Source organism: Methylobacterium mesophilicum SR1.6/6 (assembly GCF_000364445.2).
GTDB lineage: Bacteria > Pseudomonadota > Alphaproteobacteria > Rhizobiales > Beijerinckiaceae > Methylobacterium > Methylobacterium mesophilicum_A.
This window is the reverse complement of sequence record NZ_CP043538.1, coordinates 2,623,263-2,642,550: the sequence shown is the minus strand read 5'-3', so window position 1 is coordinate 2,642,550 and position 19,288 is coordinate 2,623,263. Positions and strand designations below refer to the sequence as shown.

Genomic DNA, 19,288 nt, shown 5'->3' with positions numbered 1-19,288 from the left:
GCGGGCCGCCGTCCACGGGAGGCGCGTTGTGGGTTCCCGGCGCCTCCATTATGTCCTCCACGGACGCCGCCTGCGCCGCGCGCTGATCGGGGTCGGGGGCGGGTGTCCGTCCGGACCCCGTTCGCAGGGAGGGGGTGAACCGGGCGGACCCGCCGGAGCACTCCGGCGCGCTCTCATCCCAGGCTTTGAGACAGACGCACGGGCAGGCAGCGCATGGCGCGCGACAGCAACGACACCACGCCGCTCACCACGCGCGCCGAACTGATCGACTGGTTCGCCGCGGGCGAGAAGCCGCGCGACCGCTTCGCGATCGGTACCGAGCACGAGAAGATCCCGTTCTATCGCGCGGACCGGACGCCCGTGCCGTATGACGGCGCGCACGGCATCCGCGCCCTGCTGGAAGGCCTCGCCCGCGAGACCGGCTGGGAGCCGATCCTCGACCTCGGCAACATCATCGGCCTGTCGGCGGAGGAGGGTGGGGCGATCTCGATCGAGCCCGGCGGCCAGTTCGAGCTCTCCGGCGCGGCGCTCTCCGACGTCCACGCGACCGCTGCCGAACTCGCCACGCATCTGGCGGCAACGAAGCGGGTGGCCGACTCCCTGGGGATCGGATTCCTGACGCTGGGCATGAGCCCGCGATGGCGCCGTGACGAGACGCCGGTGATGCCCAAGAGCCGCTACCGGATCATGGCGGGCTACATGCCGAAGGTCGGATCGCTCGGCCTCGACATGATGCTCCGGACCGCCACCGTGCAGGTGAACCTCGACTTCGCCTCCGAGGCCGACATGGTCCGCAAGATGCGCGCGTCGCTGGCGCTGCAGCCGGTGGCGACCGCGCTCTTCGCCAACTCACCCTTCACCGACGGCCGGCCTAACGGGTTCCTGTCGCGCCGCTCCGAGATCTGGCGCGACACCGACGGCGACCGCACCGGGATGCTGCCCTTCGCGTTCGAGGCCGGGTTCGGCTACGAGGCCTATGTCGACTGGCTGCTCGACATGCCAATGTACTTCGTGAAGCGCGGCGACACCTATCACGACGTCTCGGGCGCCTCATTCCGCGACCTCATGGCCGGCAAGCTACCGCAGCTCCCGGGCGAGTACGCGACCGTGTCTGACTGGGCCAATCACGCCTCCACGGCCTTCCCGGAGGTGCGCCTGAAGCGCTTCCTGGAGATGCGTGGCTCGGATGTCGGCGATCCCGGCATGATCGCCGCTCAGGCTGCCTTCTGGACCGGGCTGCTCTACGACGAATCGGCCCTCGATGCCGCCCTCGACCTGGTGAAGGGCTGGAGCCCGGCGAACCGCGAGGCCGCGCGGGCGACCGCCCCGCGGCTCGGGCTCGCGACTCCGGTGGCGAACACGACCCTCGGCGCCGTCGCCGCCGAGGCCCTGGCCATCGCGCGGTCGGGCCTGCGGGCGCGCGGGCGCCGCGATGCCGAGGGGCGCGACGAGACGGTCTACCTCCAGTCCCTCGAAGCGATCGTCGCCGCCGGACGGACGCGGGCCGAGGATCTGCTCGCCGACTACGAGGGCCGCTGGGGCTCCTGCGTCCGCGCCGCCTTCTCGGAATGCGTGTTCTGACCGACGCCTGATCGGTTTGCCGTCCCGGCAGCGAATCTCCTACGCCGCATGCTATTGGAACGTTCCGAATCGCTTGCACGTCCGGAAGACACGACCCATGGCCCGCATCCCCGCCGCCATCCTGGCCGGCCTGACAGGCCTCGTCCTGAACACTGAGACCCCTTTGGCCGCCGATCCGCCGTACTACGGTCCTTCGGCGCGCGGGTCCGTCGGCGCACCGCTGCATCAGGGGCGGGGTGCGGTCGGGTTCGTCCCGGGACGGCCGCGTTACAGCTATTATGGCGAGTACCAGTACCCGGTGCCGTTCGGGTACGGATACGCCTATGCGCCGGTCGTGCGACCGGGCTTCGAGTACGGCTATAATGGCCCGCGCTACATCTGGTCGGCACCCGATTGGTATTATGGCCCGGCCTTCGGCTATTCCGTGTGGTGAGCTGGCCACCGCCGAGCCCGCGTCGAAGGCGGCCGGGGCTCTCGGACCGGCGCGCGAGAGGTTCTGGTGGCCGACGATCCTGACAGCGTCGATCTCGACCTCAGCGGCCTCAAATGTCCTCTCCCCGTCCTGCGCGCCCGCAAGGCCCTGCGGCGCCTTCCGGCCGGCCGGACCCTCGTGGTCACCTGCACGGATCCGATGGCGATGATCGACATCCCGAACCTCGTGCGCGAGGAGGGCGCCCGGCTCGACGGGGCGGAGCGGTCCGGCGATCGCCTGCGCTTCCGCATCACCGCCTCCGCGAAGCCGCCGCATTCCTGAACGATCCCGGAGGCTCGCGAAGGTGAGGTGGGAACGGCATGGCACCACGGATCGGGGGCGTGCGCCTCGTGCACGAAGGCTGGGCGCGCTATCTCGTGGCCGAGGTGATGCAGAATGACGGCACCCGCATGTCGCGGGAGATCGAGGATCATGGCCGTGCGGTGGCGGTGCTCCCCTACGATCCGGACCGGCGCGTTGCCACCCTCGTCTCGCAGTTCCGCGCGCCGGTCCTCTATGCGGGCGGGCCGCCGAGCCATGTCGAGGTCCCGGCAGGGCTTCTGGATGAGGGCGCGCCCGAGGACGAGGCGCGGCGCGAGGCGATGGAAGAGACGGGCCTGCGCCTGACCCGGCTCGAATTCGTCGTCAGCGCCTGGTCGATGCCGGGCATCTCCACCGAGCGGATGGACCTGTTCCTTGCCGCGTACGGCGCGGCCGACCGCACTGGTATGGGCGGCGGCTTGGCGGCGGAGGGCGAGGCCGTCGCCGTGCACGAGATCCCGCTGCCGGAACTCGCCGCCATGAGCCGACGGGGCGCGCTCACCGACATGAAGTCGCTGACCTTGCTGTTCGCGCTGCAGTTGCGGCGGCCCGACCTATTCGCCGACAGGGGCTGAGGCTACCCGCCCCAGCGCGCCACGCGATCACGGGCCACGATGCCGACGAACCGCCAGGACTTGATGAAGTAGCGGCGGAACAGCCGGCGCGGCGCCTGCAGGAAGCGGAAGACCCATTCGAGCCCGAGCCGCTGCAGCACGCCCGGTGCGCGGGACATGCATCCCGCTGCCACGTTCAGTGCGTCGCCGACGCAGAACACCACCGGATCGCCGAGGTGGGCCCGATGCCGGTCGACCCAGATCTCGGACTTGGGAGCGCCGACCGCCATGACCAGCAGCGTTGTGTTGTGCGCGCGGATCCGCTCGATCAAGGCGTGGCTGTAATCCGGATCGGCCTCGAACCCGAAGGGCGGCACCACGCTGGTCACCGACCCGGCCGGCAGCCCGCCGGCCTGGAGGCGGACGCTCAAGGCGTCCGCCGCATCCTGCCGGGAGGCGACGAAGAAGATCCGTCCCGCGAAGTCGGGCGGGTCGGCGAGGATGCAGGCCAGGAGATCGTGGCCGGTCACCCGATGGACCGGCCGGTGGGACGCCCGGCGGGCCAACCAGACCAGGGGCATCCCGTCGAGGGTGCGCGCTGCCGCACGGGCATAGGCGCCGCGGAAATCGGCGTTCTCGCCGAGCTGGACGATGTGATCGACGTTGGCCGTCACGATCATGCGGGGTCCGTCGCCGGACCCGGCCGCCACCGCGGCTACCACCGTGGCGGCGTCTGCGGTCTGGAACCGCAGGCCGAACAGCTCGACGGTCGCGCTCGCCTCCGCGGAGCCGGAGGCGAGGGGGAGTGGCATGGGCAATCGCACGGTACACACCTCCCGACCGAGCGTTTCCCCCGCATCCAGGCCGAAGCCGAAGTTCCCGAGATCACGCATCGGCGGCCCAGAAGCTGGCGGCCGGTCGCGTGGCGGCGCGCCGCGTGCGGCGGCGGTCCCGGTCGGCACCCAGCACCAGGGCGATGGCGCCACCCAGCAGCAGGCCCAGCACGAGTGCCAGCGGCAGGACGATCTTCGGCGACGGCGGGAAGGTCCGCTGGCGCGCGGGCGTCGCCACCGAGATGACCCGGACGTTGGTGGTGTTCAGCCGTTCCTGCTCGCTCGCCTCACGGGCGCGCTTCAGATAGGCCTCGTAGACGCCGCGGCGCGAGTCGAGCGTCCGCTCCAGCTCGCGCAGGCCGACATAGGCCCGGTCGCTGGTCGTCGTCTCGGTCTTCACCCGGTCGAGGTTCGCCCGGATCGCCGCCTCGCTGGCGGCGGCGCGGTCGTAATCCTTCTGCGTGGTCTCGATGATCCGCTCCTTCTCGCGCTGGATCAGGCGCTGGAGGTCGCGCTGCTGGGCGTATTGCTCGGCCATGGCCGGATGACGCTCGCCCAGCCGGGTCGCGAGTTCGGCGGTGTTCCGCGACAGCGTGGCGTATTGCTGGCGCAGGGCCTGCATCTCGAGGGATTGCAGCATCTCGGGCAGGGCCGTGCTGGGATCCGACGAGCGCATCCTCCGGGCTTGATCGAGGCGGGACTTCGCCTCCGCGGTCTTGATGGAGGCGGTGACGAGCTGCTGGTTCAGGTCGCCGAGCTGCTGGTCGGTGAGCAGCCGACCGCTGGAGGCCACGAGCTTGTGGTCTTCCCGATAGCGCACGACCGCGCTCTCGGCCTCCTCGACGTCGCGCTTCAGGCTGGCGAGGCGGCCGGCCAGGGCGTCCGAGGCGCGGCGGGCGGTGTCGGTCCGGGCGGCGGCCTCCTCGGCGAAGTAGGCGTCACCGATGGCGTTGGCGATCTGCGCGGCCTTCTCGGGATCCCGGGACTGCACCGCCACGTCGATCACGAAGGTCCGCTCGGCCCGGCGGACGCTGAGCCGGTTCTGGAGCGTGTCGAGGGCGATGTTGACCGGGTCCCGGCTGGCGGCCGGCGGCAGCATGCCGAGCGCGCCCTTCACGGCGTTGACGACCGGGTTATTCCCGTCCGGCTGCACGAACTCGTCATCCTGATCGAGGTGCAGCTTCGCGATGACCCGGCGCAGGACGTTGTCCGACTGGATCACCCGCACTTGGCTCTCGGCGATGGAGACGCCGCTGTCGGCCTGCGGCTGACGGGCGTTCACGTCGTTCTCGACGACCCGCAGGTCGCTCGGGTCCACCAGGATCTGGATGCTGGAGGTGTAACGCGGGGGCAGAAGGCCCAGCAGCGCCACAGCGGCGGCCACCATGAACAGCCCGCCGAGGACGATGAAACCGCTGCCGCGCCACAGCCGCCGCAGGATCACGCGCGGTTCCGTCCGCGGCGACGTCTGCGGCAGGACCATGCGGACGGGCTGCTCACCGCTCATTCGTGTCGAGAAGTCGAACATACGCCTCGCTCCCTGACCTGTCGGGGCGGATCGGACCGCCCACCGCCGCCATCCGGAGCTGTTCCGCTTCTGACCGGCTTCGTGCCGATCCGGGACAGCTTTCGGGTCGCAGCGATGTCTTCTCCAACAGTCCAGCAATCGGCATACCGGACAAGAACTCTCGGCTTGATGCGGTGCCCGGTAGCAGGAAACCCACAGTTAACGCTAACTGACTTCGCCCCAATTGTCGCGGCTTTAAGGCAAAATTAACCGTGTTCTCACCGCGAACTACGTACCAGGTCTCACGCGATCCCGTTTGCTGCCACGATCGACCCGACAGCCGCGTAGGCCGCTCCGTCGCCGGATAGAAACCGCTGGAAGCGCTGCCCATCGTCGGCCGCCATCGCGTTCCAGCGCGCCACGTTGCTCCGGCTCCGCTCGGCCGCGCCGATCAGGCCCCCTCCGGCGATCCAGGCCGCGAGGGCATCGGCGGCGGTCTCCGGATCCTCAGGACGGACCAGCAGACCGGAGGTGCCCAGCACCTCCCGGAACACGGGATCGTCCGGCGCGGCGACCGGCAGGCCGCCGTGCTGCACCTCCAGCATCGGGAGGCCGAGGCCCTCAGCCTTCGAGGTCGAGACCAGGAGGTGGCACGAGGCGACGAGGCTTCGCAGTTCGGCATCGGACAGGTAGCCGTGCCGGTGCAGGAAGTCCGGCGGAGCCTGCAGGAAGTCGTGCCGCCCCCATCCGACCCGGCCCACGAGGTGCAGCTCCGCCGGGATGCCGGCCCGGTTCAGGGCCGCCGTCAAGGCGAGGGCGGCCGGATAGTTCTTGCGCGGCTCGATCGTCCCGATGGCGAGCAGCCGGAGCGCTTGGCCGTGGCCGTAAGGCGCCGGTCCGGGCAGGTCGCCGAGGCCGAATGCGTCGCGCACGGTCGGCCGCAGCAGGGCGACGCGGGCGCGCCGCGCGCAGACCGCCCGCACCGCCTCGCCGGTGGTGCGGCTGTTGACGAACAGGTTCGGACACCAGCGCAGGGCGAATGCGAAGCTCGGGCTCATGTAGACCCGGCTGCGCAGGCTCAGATCCGCCTTCCGGTCGAGCAGAAACGTGTCGTGCACGTAGAGGAGGCAGCGCGCGGCCGCGAGCGCGCAGAGCGGTCCCGGCGGGAAGCCGGGGAACAGGAGGAGTGCGTCCCGATCCCGGAGCGCCCGCAGGGGCAGCGTGAGATGCTGCGCGATGGTCATGCCCAGCAGCGATCGGCTGGTCACCGGCCGGATCTGGTGAGGGCCGAGTTTGTCGGGGGCGAACAGATCGAGGGTGACCCGCTCGATTCCGGTGACGTGGCCGCGCAGGTGGGTCTGGTCGAGATAGATCCTGCGCGTCACGCCGGCCTGAGACGCGGCTGGCCCGTTGGGGTCGCGCCTCATGGGGCGCTCCGCCGGAGACGCCCGGCGAGGTAGAGGCAGCGGCGCACGAAGAGCGGCATCCGGCGGCCGAGCACCATCTGCTTGGCCCGCCGCAGCCGGCGGACGAGTCGCGGCGAGGCCGCCGGGACAGTGCCGGCCGCGCCCCGCCGCTGCTCGGCCGCGAAGGGAAAGTGACCGAGCATCGCCGGCGCGAAGGTGAGGGGCGCCGCCGCATCCAGAAGCCCGCGCCTTCGGAGTATCGCGTCGAGCGACAGGGCGGCGGCGGCCGGACTGTAGCGGCTCTCCAGGGTGATGCGCGCGAAGGCGCCGAGGCGCACCCGCGCATCCGCATCCGCGACCAGATCCGCCAGGGCTTCGGCAAGGGCTCCGGGCCGCACCGGCACGAGCCGGCCGGACACGCCGTCGATCACCGCGGAGGTCAGGCCCGACGTGCGATAGGCCAGGGTCGGCACGCCGCAGAGGCCGGCCTCGATAGGCGTCTGGCCCAGGGTCTCGTGGCGGCTCGCCGTGACGTGGAGATCGCAGGCGCCGTACCAGGCGGCCAAGGTCTCCTCGTCGCCGATAAGGCCGGGCGCGAACAGGTCCGGGACGCCGAGCCGGGACGGATCATCGAGCCGGCCGATCGCCACCACGGCGACGCCCGGCCGCGCCACGGCCCGGAGCGCGTCGCGCAGATCCGAGAAGCCTTTGTCGGGACCATCGACGATCACTGCCGAGATCAGGATCAGCACGCCGTCTCCCGGCAGGCCGAGCTGGCGGCGCAGGGCGGTGCGGTCGCCCGGCCGAAACACGGCGGTCGGGAAGGCGAGCTGGACCCGCTCCGCGCCTGCGCCGGTCGGCGCGAGGTCCCGGGCGCGCGCCAGAGTCCAGTCGGAATTGGCGAGCAGCCACGGTGCCCCGGATCCGGCCAGGGTCGCACGCTTGCGGACATGCATGCCGGCGATCCGCTTCGGGGCGAGCTGCGGGTACTCGTCCGGTCCGGGACAGGCGGCATCGCAGCCGGTCCGGGCGCGGCCGCAATCCCGGGGGTGCGCGCATCGTCCGGTGAGCGGGAACAGGTCGTGCAGGACGAGTGCGACCGGACCACGACGGGCGAGGCGGTCGACCACATCGAGGCTGCGGGTCGCCCCGTGCAGATTGCCGGCCAGGACGAGGTCGGGCGCGGCGGCCGCGATCGCCGCTTCGGCCTGGGGGAAGCGGTCGGTCCACTCGGCGGCCTCGGGACGCCGGCTCAGGGCGATCTCGGTGACGCGGTGGCCGGTCAGCATCAGCGCCTCGGCGAGCCGCCTCTGGGCGACGCCAGCGCCCCCCTGCGTGCCGGTTCCTGTGAGCGACACGATCGACAATCCCGATGGCAGGGGAGCTGCTTCCGCCGTCAGCCTGTGGAGCAGCACCGGGCGCCCGATATGCGACCGCATGATCTCCGGGATCGCCGACCAGGCGACGGCCGCATGCAGCATCCCCTCGGGGTCGAGCTGCGCGCGCAGGTGCTCCCGGGCCCAGAGCACCGCGCCGCCGGGGAAGGTCCCCGTTCCCGGGCCGTCGAGGGCGCGGACTGCGGCATCGAACAGGATGCGCAGGCCGGCGACCGCGGAGGCGCCGGTCAGGGCGGCCTCCAGCGCCAAGGCGGTGAGCGCGCCGGGGGCGAGGAGGTCGCCCGCGCGGAGCCAGAGCAGGTGATCGATGTCGGGATCCGCCAGCGTCCGCTCCACGGCCGCGCGGCCGGTCGCGGGAGCCAGGATGTCGTGGCGGAGTTCCGGATAGTCCTGGCGCAGGACCGACGCGACAGTCCCGGCGAGGTCCGCCCCGTCTCCGGCCACGGTGATCACGCGGATTCGCGGCCACGGGCGGCCGTCGGGAAGGGATGCGGGCCGGGCGGGCGTGGCGGCTCGCGGCCCGAATGGCCAGTCGGCGATGCCGTGCGCGGGTGGCGACAGGCGTGCGGTCACGGCGATATCGGTGGCGGATCGAACGTCATGCACGGCGCGAGCCTGGCCGCGAAAGTTGAAGATTGCCTCTCCGGCCGCCGAAGCCTCATGCTGCTTCGCCCTCCCTTTGCCCGGGTACGCCCTCCTCGCGAGCTCCGGGGAAGGGCATCGGCCATCGCGGGTCTCTGACCCGTCCGGTACGGGAAGGTCACGCCGATCGTCAGTAGCGCGTCGTGGCGGCGGTGAGCCAGTCCGGCGAGGCCGCGACCAGGGCGGCTTCCGCGCGCTTGTCCAGTCCCGTCAGGACCAGCACGCCGAGCACCACCATGACCATGCCGAGGCCGGCCTTCACGGTCCGGCCCGCCGCCGCGAGGCCGCCGCGCCAGCGCATCAGCGCCTCGCGAGAGGCGAAGCCGAGCAGCACCAGCGGCAGGGCCGCCCCGATCCCGAAGGCCAGCATCGTGACGGCGACGCTCCCGAGCTGCTCGCCCCGCGCCGCCATCAGCGAGGCGGCCCCGAGGGTCGGGCCGACGCAGGGACTCCAGGCCGCGCCGAGCAGCAGCCCGACGGCGAACTGGCCCGACAGGCCCACGGAACCGACGCCGCCGAAACGCGCCTCGGCCCAGGCGCCCACGGGTCCGGCCGCGGTTGCGACCTGAGCTTGGAGCCGCGGCAGCATCAGCACGAGGCCCAGGATCATCAGGAGGACTGCGCCGACCCGGCGGAAGACGTCGCCGTCGAGTCCGATGGCGAAGCCGATCGTCGCCACGAACAGCCCGATCGCGGTGAATGCGATCGCCAGGCCGGCCGCCAGCGCCACCGGTCCGAGCCGATGCTCAGAGGCCGCCGTGCCGAGCACGATCGGCACCAGAGGCAGGACGCAGGGGGAGAGCAACGACAGGAGGCCGGCCAGGAACGCGAAGCCCATCGTCCCCAGCATGGTCGGTTCCCCGCCGTTCCGCCCGTTCCCGCGCAGGCTTCGCGCCTACGGCGCGGCCCGTCAACGCGGCCCCCGATCACGGCTCCGAGGGAACCCGGGCGGGTGTGGCGGGCTTCGGCGGCTGTCCGCGCGATGTCGGCGGGCGCTCGCGGAGCCGACAAGTGACCATCTTCTTCACGGCCGACACGCATTTCGGCGACCAGCGGGCGCTGCGGTTCGATCACCGGCCCTATCCCGATCTCGCGGCCCACGACGCCGGCCTGATCGCGGCCTGGAACGCCAATGTCTCGCCCGGCGACACGGTCTGGCACCTCGGCGACTTTGCCCTCGGCCCGAGCGGCGCGCGGATCCGCGAGATCCTCGACGGGCTGAACGGCGAGAAGCACTTGATCGTCGGCAACAACGACGGATCCGAGACGCTGACGGCGCCGGGCTGGGCCTCGATCCGCCACTACGCGGAACTGGAGGTGGAGGGTCGGATGGTGGTGCTCTGCCATTACGCGTTCCGGACCTGGAACGGCATGAGCCGCGGCGCTCTCAACCTGCACGGTCACAGCCACGGCAAGCTCAAGCCGATGCCGAAGCAGTACGATGTCGGCGTCGACCCGATGGGGCCCGTCCCTGTCACCGTATCGGCAATCCTCGCCTCCCGGCGACGCCGGAAGAGCTGAACCGGATCGGAACCTTCACGTCAGCTTCACCGTTTCAGCGGACAGAGACGGGATGGACGCGAGCCAGCCCGGAAAACGCGGCAGTCCCTCCCGGGCCTGCCTCCACAACGCGTAAGAGAGTGTACCCGTGAGTGCCAGTTCGGCCACTCTGATCCGATGCCTCGCCGCCGTTGCGGCCGGCATCATCTCGACCTCGTCGGCGCTGGCCCTTCCGGCCTGCCTGGAAGCCCAGCGCAAGATTGACGAGGCCAACGCCCTCCGGTTTCAGGCCCGCCAGGAGGCGCGGCTCGGCGACCATGACCGTGTCTGCGACACGCTCGACGAGGTGGGCGACCGTTACGACGATGCCCGGGACGCCTTCGAGCGTTGCGGTGAAGGTGTCGTCGCGATCGATCTCCGCAGCGAACTGCGGGGCCTCCGGATCGCCAAGAAAATCAACCGCTGCGACTGACCGGGTGCGCGCCCGCACCTCGGGCGGCCCGATCGAGCCTCATCATCCCGACATGCGCGACTCAGGTCGCCGAGAAGGTTTTGCGCCGATGTCTCCTGCTACCCATTCGAACGAGCTTCCGCCCGCCGCCGACCGCACCGGCCCGTCCTTCGCGGCCGCCCTCTGCGGCTTTGTCAGCACCACCGTCGCGACGACGATGCTGATCGTGCTCATCGGCGCTCTGTGATTACGGCGCGACCGACCAGAACCGCTGGCGGTTGAACAGCATGTCCTGCGCGCCGACCCGCGGAGTGTTCTCCGTGCGCCGGCCGCAATCCGGCTCCGGCGGCTTGGTTACGGCCGCCAGGGCCAGCGGCATCGGGGCCTGTTTCAGGCCGAGCCGCGCCTGAATCTCGGGATGGCGCGCCGCCGCGATGGTCAGCACACAGGCGATTAGGCCTCCGGCAACTGTTCCGAGAAAAAAATTCAGCATCGGCGACGCGTTCCGGCGGACGTTTCCTTGAGACCGGAACAAGTCGTCGTCGTCCAACCCGGCGGGATCATGGCGGATCTGCCGCTCACGCGGTTTTAACTCCTGCTCTGCGACAGCTACGCGCAAGCCTGCATTGCGGGCGAGCCAGATGCCGGGGGTGGAGCACCGATGAACAACGCCGCCAACGCCTATGCCAAGACCGCACACAGCGCGCTGACGCCGCGCGAGGCCGAATCCGCTCTCCTGCTCAAGGCCGCGCAGCGCCTGATCGGCGCCAGCCAGGGGCTCGCCGCAGGTGAGACCGGGCATCTTAACGAGGCCCTGTCATACAACCAGCGCGTCTGGACACTGCTCAGCTCCGAGGCGACGGCCGACGAAAATCCGCTGCCCGTCGACGTCAAGCAGGGTGTGGGTCGCCTGGGCGTGTACGTGCTGCGAACCTGCGTCGACGCGATGATCGCACCGACCCCGGAGAAGATCGCGACGCTCGTGTCGATCAACAACCACATCGCGGCCGGTCTGCAGGGCAATCCGGGCTGAGCCCGGGTTGCCGTCACGAATCGGCCGGCGGCGGACTGTCGTCCGGTGGGTTCGCGCCGGAATTCTCCCATTCCACGAGTTTGCGGCTGAGCTTGAGCGCCCGGTAGAACTCGCCGGCCTCGACGGCCTCCGCGATGGCTGCGACCTGCGGAGCGGCCGCGGGCGCCTGCCGGATCAGGTCCGTGGCCTGGCGGAAGAACAGGTCGATTCCCGGCGCCGGATCATCGGCGAGGTAGATCACCGTCAAGGTCAGGTGGAGCTGCTTGCAGCCCGTATCGGCTTCCGTCTCCGTGATGATCTCGCTCTCGCGGAGGAACTTGCATTGGGTTTCGATCAGGAAGCTCGACCGGCGGTCGCCATTGCGCAGTAGCGCGCCGTTGATGATCAGCCGTTCGAAGGGCTTGAGTTCCAGTCGGAGGGGCATGGCGTTTTCCATTCTAGAAGACGCCGCGATTTCATTCGCCAAACGTTAACGATTTGCCAACTTGCGGAACGCTGCGCCGCATTGCCCGGGGCCATAGCGGCTGTTAAAACTCAGACAAATCATCGTCCTTCGAGGCGCGGTCAAAACAAGCCGATGACATCGACGCAGGTGAACCGCGCGCATTATCCGAGCCTCCGGGGGAAGCGCGTCCTCATCACGGGCGGCGCGTCGGGCATCGGTGCCGGCCTGGTTGAAGCCTTCGTGGCACAGGGCGCACATGTCGCGTTCTGCGACATCGCCGTGGACGCCGCCGAGGCGCTCGTCGCCCGCCATTTGCCCGAAGCGGGGACTCCGCCGCTCTTCCGGCGCTGCGACCTCACCGACGTCGAGGCCGTGCGCGCGCTGGTAGACGAGGCCGAGGCGGCGCTCGGCGGTCTGGACATTCTGGTCAACAACGCCGGCAACGACGATCGTCACCGGCTGGCGGAGGTGACGCCGGCCTATTGGGACGACCGGATCGCCGTGAACCTGCGCCACCTGTTCTTCGCCGCGCAGGCCGCGGTGCCGGCGATGCGCCGGGCAGGCGGTGGTGTGATCCTGAACTTCGGATCGATCAGCTGGCATCTCGGCCTGAAGGATCTGGCCATCTACCAGACCGCCAAGGCGGGGATCGAGGGCATGAGCCGCGCCTTGGCCCGCGATCTCGGCCGCGACGGGATCCGGGTGGTCTCGATCCTGCCGGGCAATGTTCAGACGCCGCGGCAGGAGAAATGGTACACGCCCGAGGGCGAGGCGGAGATCGTCGCGTCGCAGTGCCTGGACGGGCGCATACAGCCGGCCGACGTCGCCGCCCTGGCCCTGTTCCTGGCCTCGGACGACGCGCGGATGTGCACAGGGCACGGCTACTACGTGGATGCCGGCTGGCGCTGAGCGGAGCCGATTCTAGTTCTTGCCGGCCTCGTAGCGAGCCCTGGTCCCGGCATCCGGAGGATAAGGGCCGGGCAGTGCCGTGCCTCTGCCGACCTCGTCCATGACCCAGCCCTCGAAGCGCTCCTGCTCGGGTGCGAGGTCCAGAACCGTCTCCACCAGCGCAGCCGGGATCAGGACGGCGCCGTCCGCATCGACCACGATGATGTCGTCGGGGAAGACGGCGACGCCGCCGCAGGCGATGGGCTGCTGCCACGCCACGAAGGTCAGGCCGGCGACGGATGGCGGCGCCGCCGCGCCCTGGCACCAGACCGGCAGGCCGGTGCCGATCACCCCGGCGACGTCGCGCACCACACCGTCAGTTATCAGAGCGGCCACCCCCCGCTTGGCCATGCGGGCGCAGAGGATGTCGCCGAAAATGCCGGCATCGGTCACACCCATCGCGTCGACCACCGCGACGCAGCCGGCGGGCATGGCCTCGATCGCCGCGCGGGTCGAGGTCGGGGAAGACCAGGATTCGGGGGTCGCGAGATCCTCGCGCGCCGGCACGAAGCGCAGCGTGAATGCACGGCCGACGAGCCGGGGCTGCCCGTCCTTCAGTGGCCGGGTCCCACGCAGCCAGACGTTGCGGAGACCCTTCTTCAGGAGGATCGTGGTGATCGTGGCTGTGGTGACCTGCGAGAGGGTCGCGACGATCTCAGAGTCGCTAGGCATCATCGTCTCCGCGAAGGCTCGTCGGAAGCTCGTCGGCGGTTCTTCGAGCTTGGCGCCGGGGAGGGATCCGCCCCTGCGCGGGATCGTGCGTCAGTCGCACGTCTCCTTCTTCACGGTCTTGGAGTCGCCCATGTCGTTCTCCTTGCGCACCGTCTTGGTGACGCAGCCGTCGCCGTGTTCGTGCACGGTCACGGACTTCGACTCGGAGGCCGGGCGATCGACGACGACGGCGGGGCGATCCCGCTCGATGACGGTGGTCTGCGCCTGCGCCGCGGCGCAGAGGCTCAGGAGGGCAGCAGTAGCGAGCAACGACTTGCGCATAGTGGGCTCCAGTATCGGTATCGGTACCGAGTAACGTGGTCCCAGCTTGAGCGTTCCGCTGATCTGAAAGTCATGGAGGCGGCCCGAACCCGTAAAGGAACTTGGCTCGGTCCGCGCGCCGTTCGGCATGAGGTTCAGCCGGAGCGACCGCGCCAGAAACGCCGGAATCCGGAGTGTTTCAAGCCGGGCCGACTACGTGCGCAGACGTCCGCGACACTCATTACCCGCCGGTCATGGGTGGGAAGAACGCGATCTCGCGGGCGCCCGCGATCGACGTCTCGGGCTTGGCATGGGCGCGATCGATGGCGGCCCGCACCACGCCCGGATCCTCGAACGCGTAGGCGTATTCCTCGCCGCGCCCGCGCAGCCAGCCCACAAGGTCCGCGACGGTGGCGATATCCGGCGGCAGGGCCAACTCCTCCTCGGGACGACCGATCCGTTCCCGGACCCAGGCGAAATAGACCAGCTTCATCGCATCACCGTAGCGCACTTTTGGGGGCGGGCCGCGCATCCCGTGGCCCGGCGCATCAGCGCGGGTCGTCGATGACGTGCTTGATGCCGGCCCGCATGTAGTCCCACCCGGTCCACAGCGTGAGGGCCGCGGCGAGCCACAGCAGTGTCAGGCCGATCGGCACCGTCCCGGGGAGGACCGTCTCGCCCGCGGGGCCGGCCACCAGGAATCCGAGGGCGACGAGCTGCACGGTGGTCTTCCACTTGGCGATCTTGCTGACCGGCACGCCGACCTTCAGCTCGGCCAGGTATTCGCGCAGACCGGAGACCAGCACTTCGCGGCACAGGATCACGATGGCGGCCCAGATGTTCGTGCCGACGATCGTGTGGTCCGCCGTCAGCATCAGCAGGCAGGCCGAGACCAGAAGCTTGTCGGCGATCGGGTCGAGCATCCGGCCGAGTGCCGAGCTCTGGTGATATGTGCGGGCGACGTACCCGTCCAGGTAGTCGGTGATCGCGGCGGCCACGAACACGCCCAGCGCCGACCACCGGGCAGTGTGGGATTCGGGCCAGAACAGCAGCGCGACCATCACCGGTACCGCGACGAGGCGCCCGTAGGTCAGGCAGTTCGCAAGCGTCCAGGCCGGCGACCGTCGTCGAGGGAGGACGGCGTTCATCGCCGGGGTGAAATCAGAGCGCGGCGCGGGCGTCAACGCCTCCGGGCCGGGCTCGGCCATCGCGGCGGGGTTTTCAGGCGCCGGCATGGAAGAAGTCGTACACGGCCCGGGCGGTGGCGGCATTGACGCCCGGCGTCTTGGCCAGGTCCTCGAAAGCCGCGCGCTGGATGGCCTTCACGGTCCCGAAATGGTGCAGCAGCGCGCGCTTGCGGCTGGGCCCGATGCCGGCAATCTCGTCCAGGGGATTCTTGACCATTTCACGCTTGCGCTTGGCCCGGTGGCTGCCGATGGCGAAGCGGTGCGCCTCGTCTCGGAGTCGCTGCACGAAGTAGAGCGTCGGGTCGCGCGGCGGAAGCTTGAAGGGCGCACGGCCGGGCACGAAAAACGTCTCGCGTCCGGCGTCGCGGTCGCGCCCCTTGGCGACGCCGACCAGGGGTACGCCCGAGACGCCAACTTCATCGAGGGCGGTCCGGGCGGCGTCGAGCTGCCCCTTGCCGCCGTCGATCAGCACGAGGTCCGGCCACGCCGGGAACGCCTCGCCGTCCTCCGCGGGCGGCGGCACCGGCGCCTGCGCGCCACCGTCCGCGGCGGCGACCGCCGCCTCCCGCTCGGTACGGGGCGCCTCCTTCACCAAGCGCTTGAACCGGCGCTGCAAAACCTCGCGCATCATGCCGTAATCGTCCCCGGGGGTAAGCTCCTCCGACTTGATGTTGAACGTGCGGTAATGCGTCTTCATGAACCCCGTCGGCCCTGCGACGATCATCCCTCCGACGGCGTTCGTGCCCATGATGTGCGAGTTGTCGTAGACCTCGATCCGGCGCGGCGCGCGGTCGAGGCCGAAGGCCTGCCCCAGGGCCGCGAGCAGCTTCCCCTGGGACGCCGTGTCGGCGAGGCGCCGGGCGAGCGCCTCCTTGGCGTTGCGCTGGGCGTAATCGACGAGGTTCTTGCGCTCGCCGCGGCTCGGCCGATGGATCTCGACGCGGTGATCGACGCGGCTCGACAGGGCGGCGGCCACCAGTTCCGCATCCTCGATCTGGTGGCTGGTCAGGATCGTCCGGGGCGCCGGCTTGTCGTCGTAGAACTGGCCGATGAACGAGCCCAGCACCTCGTCGGGCGTCATGGTCCGGTCGGCCTTCGGGAAATAGGCGCGGTTGCCCCAGTTCTGGAAGTTCCGGAAGAAGAACACCTCGATGCAGAACTGGCCGGCCTGCTCGTCCAGGGCGAACACGTCCGCTTCCTCGACGCCCTGGGTGTTGACTCCCTGGACGCCCTGGATGGCCGAGAGCGCGGCGATCCTGTCCCGGAAGCGGGCCGCACGCTCGAACTCCATGGCCTCGGAGGCCTCCTGCATCTCGGCGCGCATCCGATCCTTCACGGCGTTCGACTTGCCCGCCAGGAAGGCGCGGGCCGAGTCCGCCATGGTGGCGTAGTCTTCCTGGGCAATCTCGCCCGTGCAGGGGCCGGAGCAGCGCTTGATCTGGTAGAGCAGGCAGGGCCGGGTCCGGTTCTCGTAGTAGCTGTCCGTGCAGGTGCGCAGCAGGAAGGCGCGCTGCAGGGCGTTCACTGTCCGATTCACCGCCCAGACGCTCGCGAAGGGACCGTAATAGCTGCCCTTCCGCCGCCTTGCGCCGCGATGCTTGACGATCTGCGGTGCGGGGCCGTCATCCGTGACCAGGATGTAGGGGAACGACTTGTCGTCCCGCATCAGCACGTTGAAGCGGGGCTTCAACTGCTTGATCAGGTTGGCTTCCAGGAGCAGCGCCTCGGTCTCTGTGGCGGTGGTGACGAATTCCATCGCCGCCGTCTGCGAGATCATCCGGGCGATGCGATTCGAGTGCGCCTGACCCCGGGCATAGGAGCCGACCCGGTTCTTCAGGTTCTTCGCCTTGCCGACGTAGAGGACGTCGCCCCGGTGATCGAACATCCGGTAGACGCCCGGCGAGGACGGCAGCGTCGACCAGAAGCGGCGGATCACCTCCGTGCCGGCCTGCACGGCGCCGGGCTCAAAATCGAAATCGATCTCCGGCGACTCGTCGGTGGGAAGACCGGCCTCGGGCTCGTCTGCGCCCTCGTCCCGCTCGGCATCGCGGCCGTCGTCGAAGGTATCGGGGGGCAGGTCTGAGAGGGCTCTGCGGCTCATACCGCAGATCTAAGCGTTCCGGCCGCCGAGGGGGACGGGGCCGCCGACAAAAAATGCGCGTCGGCGGCCGATCGAAGCGATCAATCGAACAGCGAGTCGATGTCGCTCTGGTCCACGTGGCCGATATCGTGGTCGAGCTTCGGCCCGTTGAGCAAGCTGCTCTCGTCGTCCAGGGCGGTGGAGACCGGCATGACGGCGATGAGTTCCTTGAAGCTGTCCAGCTCCGACCACGTGGCGATCAGCCGGTCAAGATGTTCCTCGATGAACTTCATCACACCGACGATCTTGCTGATCCGCTGGCCCGTCAGGTCCTGGAAGTTGCAGGCCTCGTAGGCCGTGATCACCCGCTCCAGGATGACGTCGACGTGCGGCTTCATGCCGGGCGGCAGCGTCGTGGCGTTGAGCATGCCGGCATGGCTCTCGATCTCCTCGATCGCGCCGAGGAGCTGCGTCGTCGCGCGCTCCGTCGAGTCCACGACGGCGTCGAGTTCGTCCGCGGCCCGGCGCATGCCCTTGCCGGTGTATTCGGTCCGGTGGAGGGTCGCCAGCTCCGCCTTCGTGCGGGTGATCGCCTCCTTCATCACGTCCAGCTCGGTCCGCATGGCCAGGGCCTCGTGCAACTCGCGCCGGCACGATTCGACCGTCTCGCTGGCGCTCATCTGCGTGATGCGGCGCAGGTCCTGGATGGCGTTGTAGATCTCGTCGAGGCGCTCGCCCGAGGCGGGAACGCCCGCCGGCGGTGGCGGGGCTCCGGGAAGCCCGAGAACGTCTTCAATGCGGTAGCGCTTCTGGGTCATCATCCGGGCGTAGGCGTTCGGGTTCCGTCGGCCCAACTCTCTAACACATCAGTTAGCGGACTGTGACTGCCAAGCTTGCCAACGCATGCGTGGCACTGCGACGAAGAAGCGGCCAAGAATTCGGTGCCCCCGGCGAAGCACCGGCATTGACGTTTGATTCACGCTGAGGCCGTCCGGGCGGGGAGGGCAACGCGGTTCAGCCGGATTCACCACGTTCGTTCACCTGATTCGCCAAGATCCGGCGGGATCCTCCCGCCGCAGCGGGCGTGTGCCCCGGTGCGGGAGGTTGCGATGCGGGGATCGGTCCGTGTGGGTCTGTGGGCGGCCTTGGCCGCGGCTGCCGCCTGCGTGCCCGCGCAGGCGCAACAGGCGCGCTACGCCGAGGGTGGTTACGGGGGCGGCCTGATCGAGTATCTCGTCACAGGTGGGGCCGGGGCCGGGCGGCAGACCTGGCCGCAGCGTTACGCGCAGCCGCAGCGGGGCGAGGCGCCTATGCGGGTCGCGGCCTATTCGGGCGAGCTTCTGCCCGCCGAGCCCGGGCCAGCCCAGGTCTACGCACAGCCACAACCCTATGGGGTGCCGCCGACCGGCGGCTACGGCGCGCCTCAGGCCGATCCGAGCCGCATCGCCCGCGCGGTCGCACCCGAATATCAGCGCCAGGAGGTCGCGTTCCCCGGCTCGCAGAGGCCCGGAACAATCGTGATCGACACTGCGGGCAAGCACCTCTACCTCGTGCAGGCCGGCCAGCGGGCTCTCCGCTACGGCATCGGTGTCGGCCGGCCCGGCTTCGCCTGGAGCGGGCTCAAGACCGTCAGCCGCAAGGCGGAATGGCCGGACTGGACGCCGCCGGCCGAGATGCTCGCCCGCCGCCCCGACCTGCCGCGCCACATGGCCGGCGGCCCGGAGAACCCGCTGGGCGCACGGGCCCTCTATCTCGGCTCGTCACTCTACCGGATCCACGGGACGAACGAGCCCAATACGATCGGGCAATCGGTCTCGTCGGGGTGCATCCGGATGATGAACGACGACGTCATCGATCTCTACGAGCGCGTGCCCGTGGGAACGCGGGTCGAGGTTCTCTGAACGCCTCACGCTTCCCCCAGATACGAGGAAGGCCCGGCCGCGCCTGACGCGACCGAGC

At 69.9% G+C, this 19,288-nt stretch carries 23 protein-coding genes; 10 read left to right on the top strand and 13 right to left on the bottom strand.

What is annotated here, in order from left to right:
* Positions 1 to 213 precede the first annotated feature (213 nt).
* From MMSR116_RS12585 to MMSR116_RS12570, 4 genes are all read left to right on the top strand, one after another.
* The gene (locus MMSR116_RS12585; RefSeq protein ID WP_010682793.1) at positions 214 to 1,581 is read left to right on the top strand and encodes a glutamate--cysteine ligase; all 1,368 of its coding nucleotides are present in this window, start codon (positions 214 to 216) and stop codon (positions 1,579 to 1,581) included.
* A gap of 97 nt (positions 1,582 to 1,678) precedes the next feature.
* Positions 1,679 to 2,014, top strand: coding sequence for a hypothetical protein (locus tag MMSR116_RS12580; RefSeq protein ID WP_010682794.1), 336 nt, complete (start codon positions 1,679 to 1,681; stop codon positions 2,012 to 2,014).
* A 66-nt stretch (positions 2,015 to 2,080) separates the two neighbouring features.
* Complete coding sequence (locus tag MMSR116_RS12575) at positions 2,081 to 2,335, top strand: sulfurtransferase TusA family protein (RefSeq protein WP_010682795.1); 255 nt, start codon at positions 2,081 to 2,083, stop codon at positions 2,333 to 2,335.
* Between the two features lie 38 nt (positions 2,336 to 2,373).
* A complete protein-coding gene (locus MMSR116_RS12570; RefSeq protein ID WP_010682796.1) occupies positions 2,374 to 2,949 on the top strand; it encodes an NUDIX domain-containing protein in 576 nt (191 codons plus the stop codon).
* Positions 2,950 to 2,951: 2 nt separating this feature from the next.
* On the opposite strand, the gene MMSR116_RS12565 is transcribed toward MMSR116_RS12570, so the two are convergent.
* The 5 genes from MMSR116_RS12565 to MMSR116_RS12545 form a co-directional block, all read right to left on the bottom strand.
* A complete protein-coding gene (locus MMSR116_RS12565; protein WP_085988016.1) occupies positions 2,952 to 3,740 on the bottom strand; it encodes a WecB/TagA/CpsF family glycosyltransferase in 789 nt (262 codons plus the stop codon).
* Positions 3,741 to 3,813: 73 nt separating this feature from the next.
* A complete protein-coding gene (locus MMSR116_RS12560; RefSeq protein WP_010682798.1) occupies positions 3,814 to 5,289 on the bottom strand; it encodes a GumC family protein in 1,476 nt (491 codons plus the stop codon).
* A 281-nt stretch (positions 5,290 to 5,570) separates the two neighbouring features.
* A complete protein-coding gene (locus tag MMSR116_RS12555) occupies positions 5,571 to 6,695 on the bottom strand; it encodes a glycosyltransferase (RefSeq protein WP_010682799.1) in 1,125 nt (374 codons plus the stop codon).
* Complete coding sequence (locus MMSR116_RS12550) at positions 6,692 to 8,644, bottom strand: glycosyltransferase (RefSeq protein ID WP_244625648.1); 1,953 nt, start codon at positions 8,642 to 8,644, stop codon at positions 6,692 to 6,694. The genes MMSR116_RS12555 and MMSR116_RS12550 overlap by 4 nt, the downstream gene beginning before the upstream one ends.
* A 199-nt stretch (positions 8,645 to 8,843) precedes the next feature.
* Positions 8,844 to 9,563 carry a cytochrome c biogenesis CcdA family protein gene (locus tag MMSR116_RS12545; protein ID WP_010682801.1) on the bottom strand — a complete coding sequence of 240 codons (720 nt, stop codon included), beginning with the start codon at positions 9,561 to 9,563 and terminating at the stop codon, positions 8,844 to 8,846.
* A 161-nt stretch (positions 9,564 to 9,724) separates the two neighbouring features.
* Here MMSR116_RS12545 and MMSR116_RS12540 point away from each other — a divergent pair, with 161 nt between their 5' ends.
* From MMSR116_RS12540 to MMSR116_RS12530, 3 genes are all read left to right on the top strand, one after another.
* Positions 9,725 to 10,234: a metallophosphoesterase family protein gene (locus MMSR116_RS12540; RefSeq protein ID WP_010682802.1), complete on the top strand. Its 510-nt coding sequence runs from the start codon at positions 9,725 to 9,727 to the stop codon at positions 10,232 to 10,234.
* 127 nt (positions 10,235 to 10,361) lie between these two features.
* Positions 10,362 to 10,685 (top strand): hypothetical protein, encoded by a 324-nt coding sequence (locus MMSR116_RS12535; RefSeq protein WP_010682803.1) that lies wholly within the window; start codon positions 10,362 to 10,364, stop codon positions 10,683 to 10,685.
* A gap of 4 nt (positions 10,686 to 10,689) precedes the next feature.
* Positions 10,690 to 10,911 (top strand): hypothetical protein, encoded by a 222-nt coding sequence (locus MMSR116_RS12530; protein WP_158168874.1) that lies wholly within the window; start codon positions 10,690 to 10,692, stop codon positions 10,909 to 10,911.
* Here the strand turns inward: MMSR116_RS12530 and MMSR116_RS12525 are convergent, their stop codons facing one another.
* Complete coding sequence (locus tag MMSR116_RS12525; RefSeq protein ID WP_432419895.1) at positions 10,912 to 11,283, bottom strand: hypothetical protein; 372 nt, start codon at positions 11,281 to 11,283, stop codon at positions 10,912 to 10,914. It abuts the gene before it with no gap.
* A gap of 42 nt (positions 11,284 to 11,325) precedes the next feature.
* On the opposite strand from MMSR116_RS12525, the gene flaF reads away from it, so the two are divergent.
* Positions 11,326 to 11,697, top strand: coding sequence for a flagellar biosynthesis regulator FlaF (gene flaF / locus MMSR116_RS12520; protein WP_039892385.1), 372 nt, complete (start codon positions 11,326 to 11,328; stop codon positions 11,695 to 11,697).
* 13 nt (positions 11,698 to 11,710) lie between these two features.
* Here flaF and MMSR116_RS12515 read toward each other — a convergent pair whose 3' ends face one another.
* Positions 11,711 to 12,121: a flagellar biosynthesis repressor FlbT gene (locus tag MMSR116_RS12515; RefSeq protein ID WP_010682807.1), complete on the bottom strand. Its 411-nt coding sequence runs from the start codon at positions 12,119 to 12,121 to the stop codon at positions 11,711 to 11,713.
* Positions 12,122 to 12,274: 153 nt separating this feature from the next.
* Between MMSR116_RS12515 and MMSR116_RS12510 the strand changes: the two genes are divergently transcribed.
* On the top strand, positions 12,275 to 13,051 hold the full coding sequence (locus MMSR116_RS12510) for an SDR family NAD(P)-dependent oxidoreductase (protein ID WP_010682808.1): 777 nt from the start codon (positions 12,275 to 12,277) through the stop codon (positions 13,049 to 13,051).
* A gap of 12 nt (positions 13,052 to 13,063) precedes the next feature.
* Here MMSR116_RS12510 and MMSR116_RS12505 read toward each other — a convergent pair whose 3' ends face one another.
* The 6 genes from MMSR116_RS12505 to MMSR116_RS12480 form a co-directional block, all read right to left on the bottom strand.
* Complete coding sequence (locus MMSR116_RS12505; RefSeq protein ID WP_010682809.1) at positions 13,064 to 13,762, bottom strand: ribonuclease activity regulator RraA; 699 nt, start codon at positions 13,760 to 13,762, stop codon at positions 13,064 to 13,066.
* A gap of 90 nt (positions 13,763 to 13,852) precedes the next feature.
* Entirely contained in the window at positions 13,853 to 14,083 is a 231-nt protein-coding gene (locus tag MMSR116_RS12500) for a hypothetical protein (protein ID WP_010682810.1), read from the bottom strand.
* A gap of 220 nt (positions 14,084 to 14,303) precedes the next feature.
* A complete protein-coding gene (moaD, locus tag MMSR116_RS12495; protein WP_039892646.1) occupies positions 14,304 to 14,555 on the bottom strand; it encodes a molybdopterin converting factor subunit 1 in 252 nt (83 codons plus the stop codon).
* 55 nt (positions 14,556 to 14,610) lie between these two features.
* Positions 14,611 to 15,210, bottom strand: coding sequence for a CDP-diacylglycerol--glycerol-3-phosphate 3-phosphatidyltransferase (gene pgsA, locus MMSR116_RS12490; protein WP_191991953.1), 600 nt, complete (start codon positions 15,208 to 15,210; stop codon positions 14,611 to 14,613).
* 73 nt (positions 15,211 to 15,283) lie between these two features.
* Positions 15,284 to 17,350: an excinuclease ABC subunit UvrC gene (gene uvrC / locus MMSR116_RS12485; protein WP_010682813.1), complete on the bottom strand. Its 2,067-nt coding sequence runs from the start codon at positions 17,348 to 17,350 to the stop codon at positions 15,284 to 15,286.
* Between the two features lie 80 nt (positions 17,351 to 17,430).
* Positions 17,431 to 18,147, bottom strand: coding sequence for a protein phosphatase CheZ (locus MMSR116_RS12480; protein ID WP_039892649.1), 717 nt, complete (start codon positions 18,145 to 18,147; stop codon positions 17,431 to 17,433).
* A 291-nt stretch (positions 18,148 to 18,438) separates the two neighbouring features.
* On the opposite strand from MMSR116_RS12480, the gene MMSR116_RS12475 reads away from it, so the two are divergent.
* The gene (locus tag MMSR116_RS12475; RefSeq protein WP_010682815.1) at positions 18,439 to 19,230 is read left to right on the top strand and encodes a L,D-transpeptidase; all 792 of its coding nucleotides are present in this window, start codon (positions 18,439 to 18,441) and stop codon (positions 19,228 to 19,230) included.
* The last annotated feature ends 58 nt before the right edge of the window (positions 19,231 to 19,288 follow it).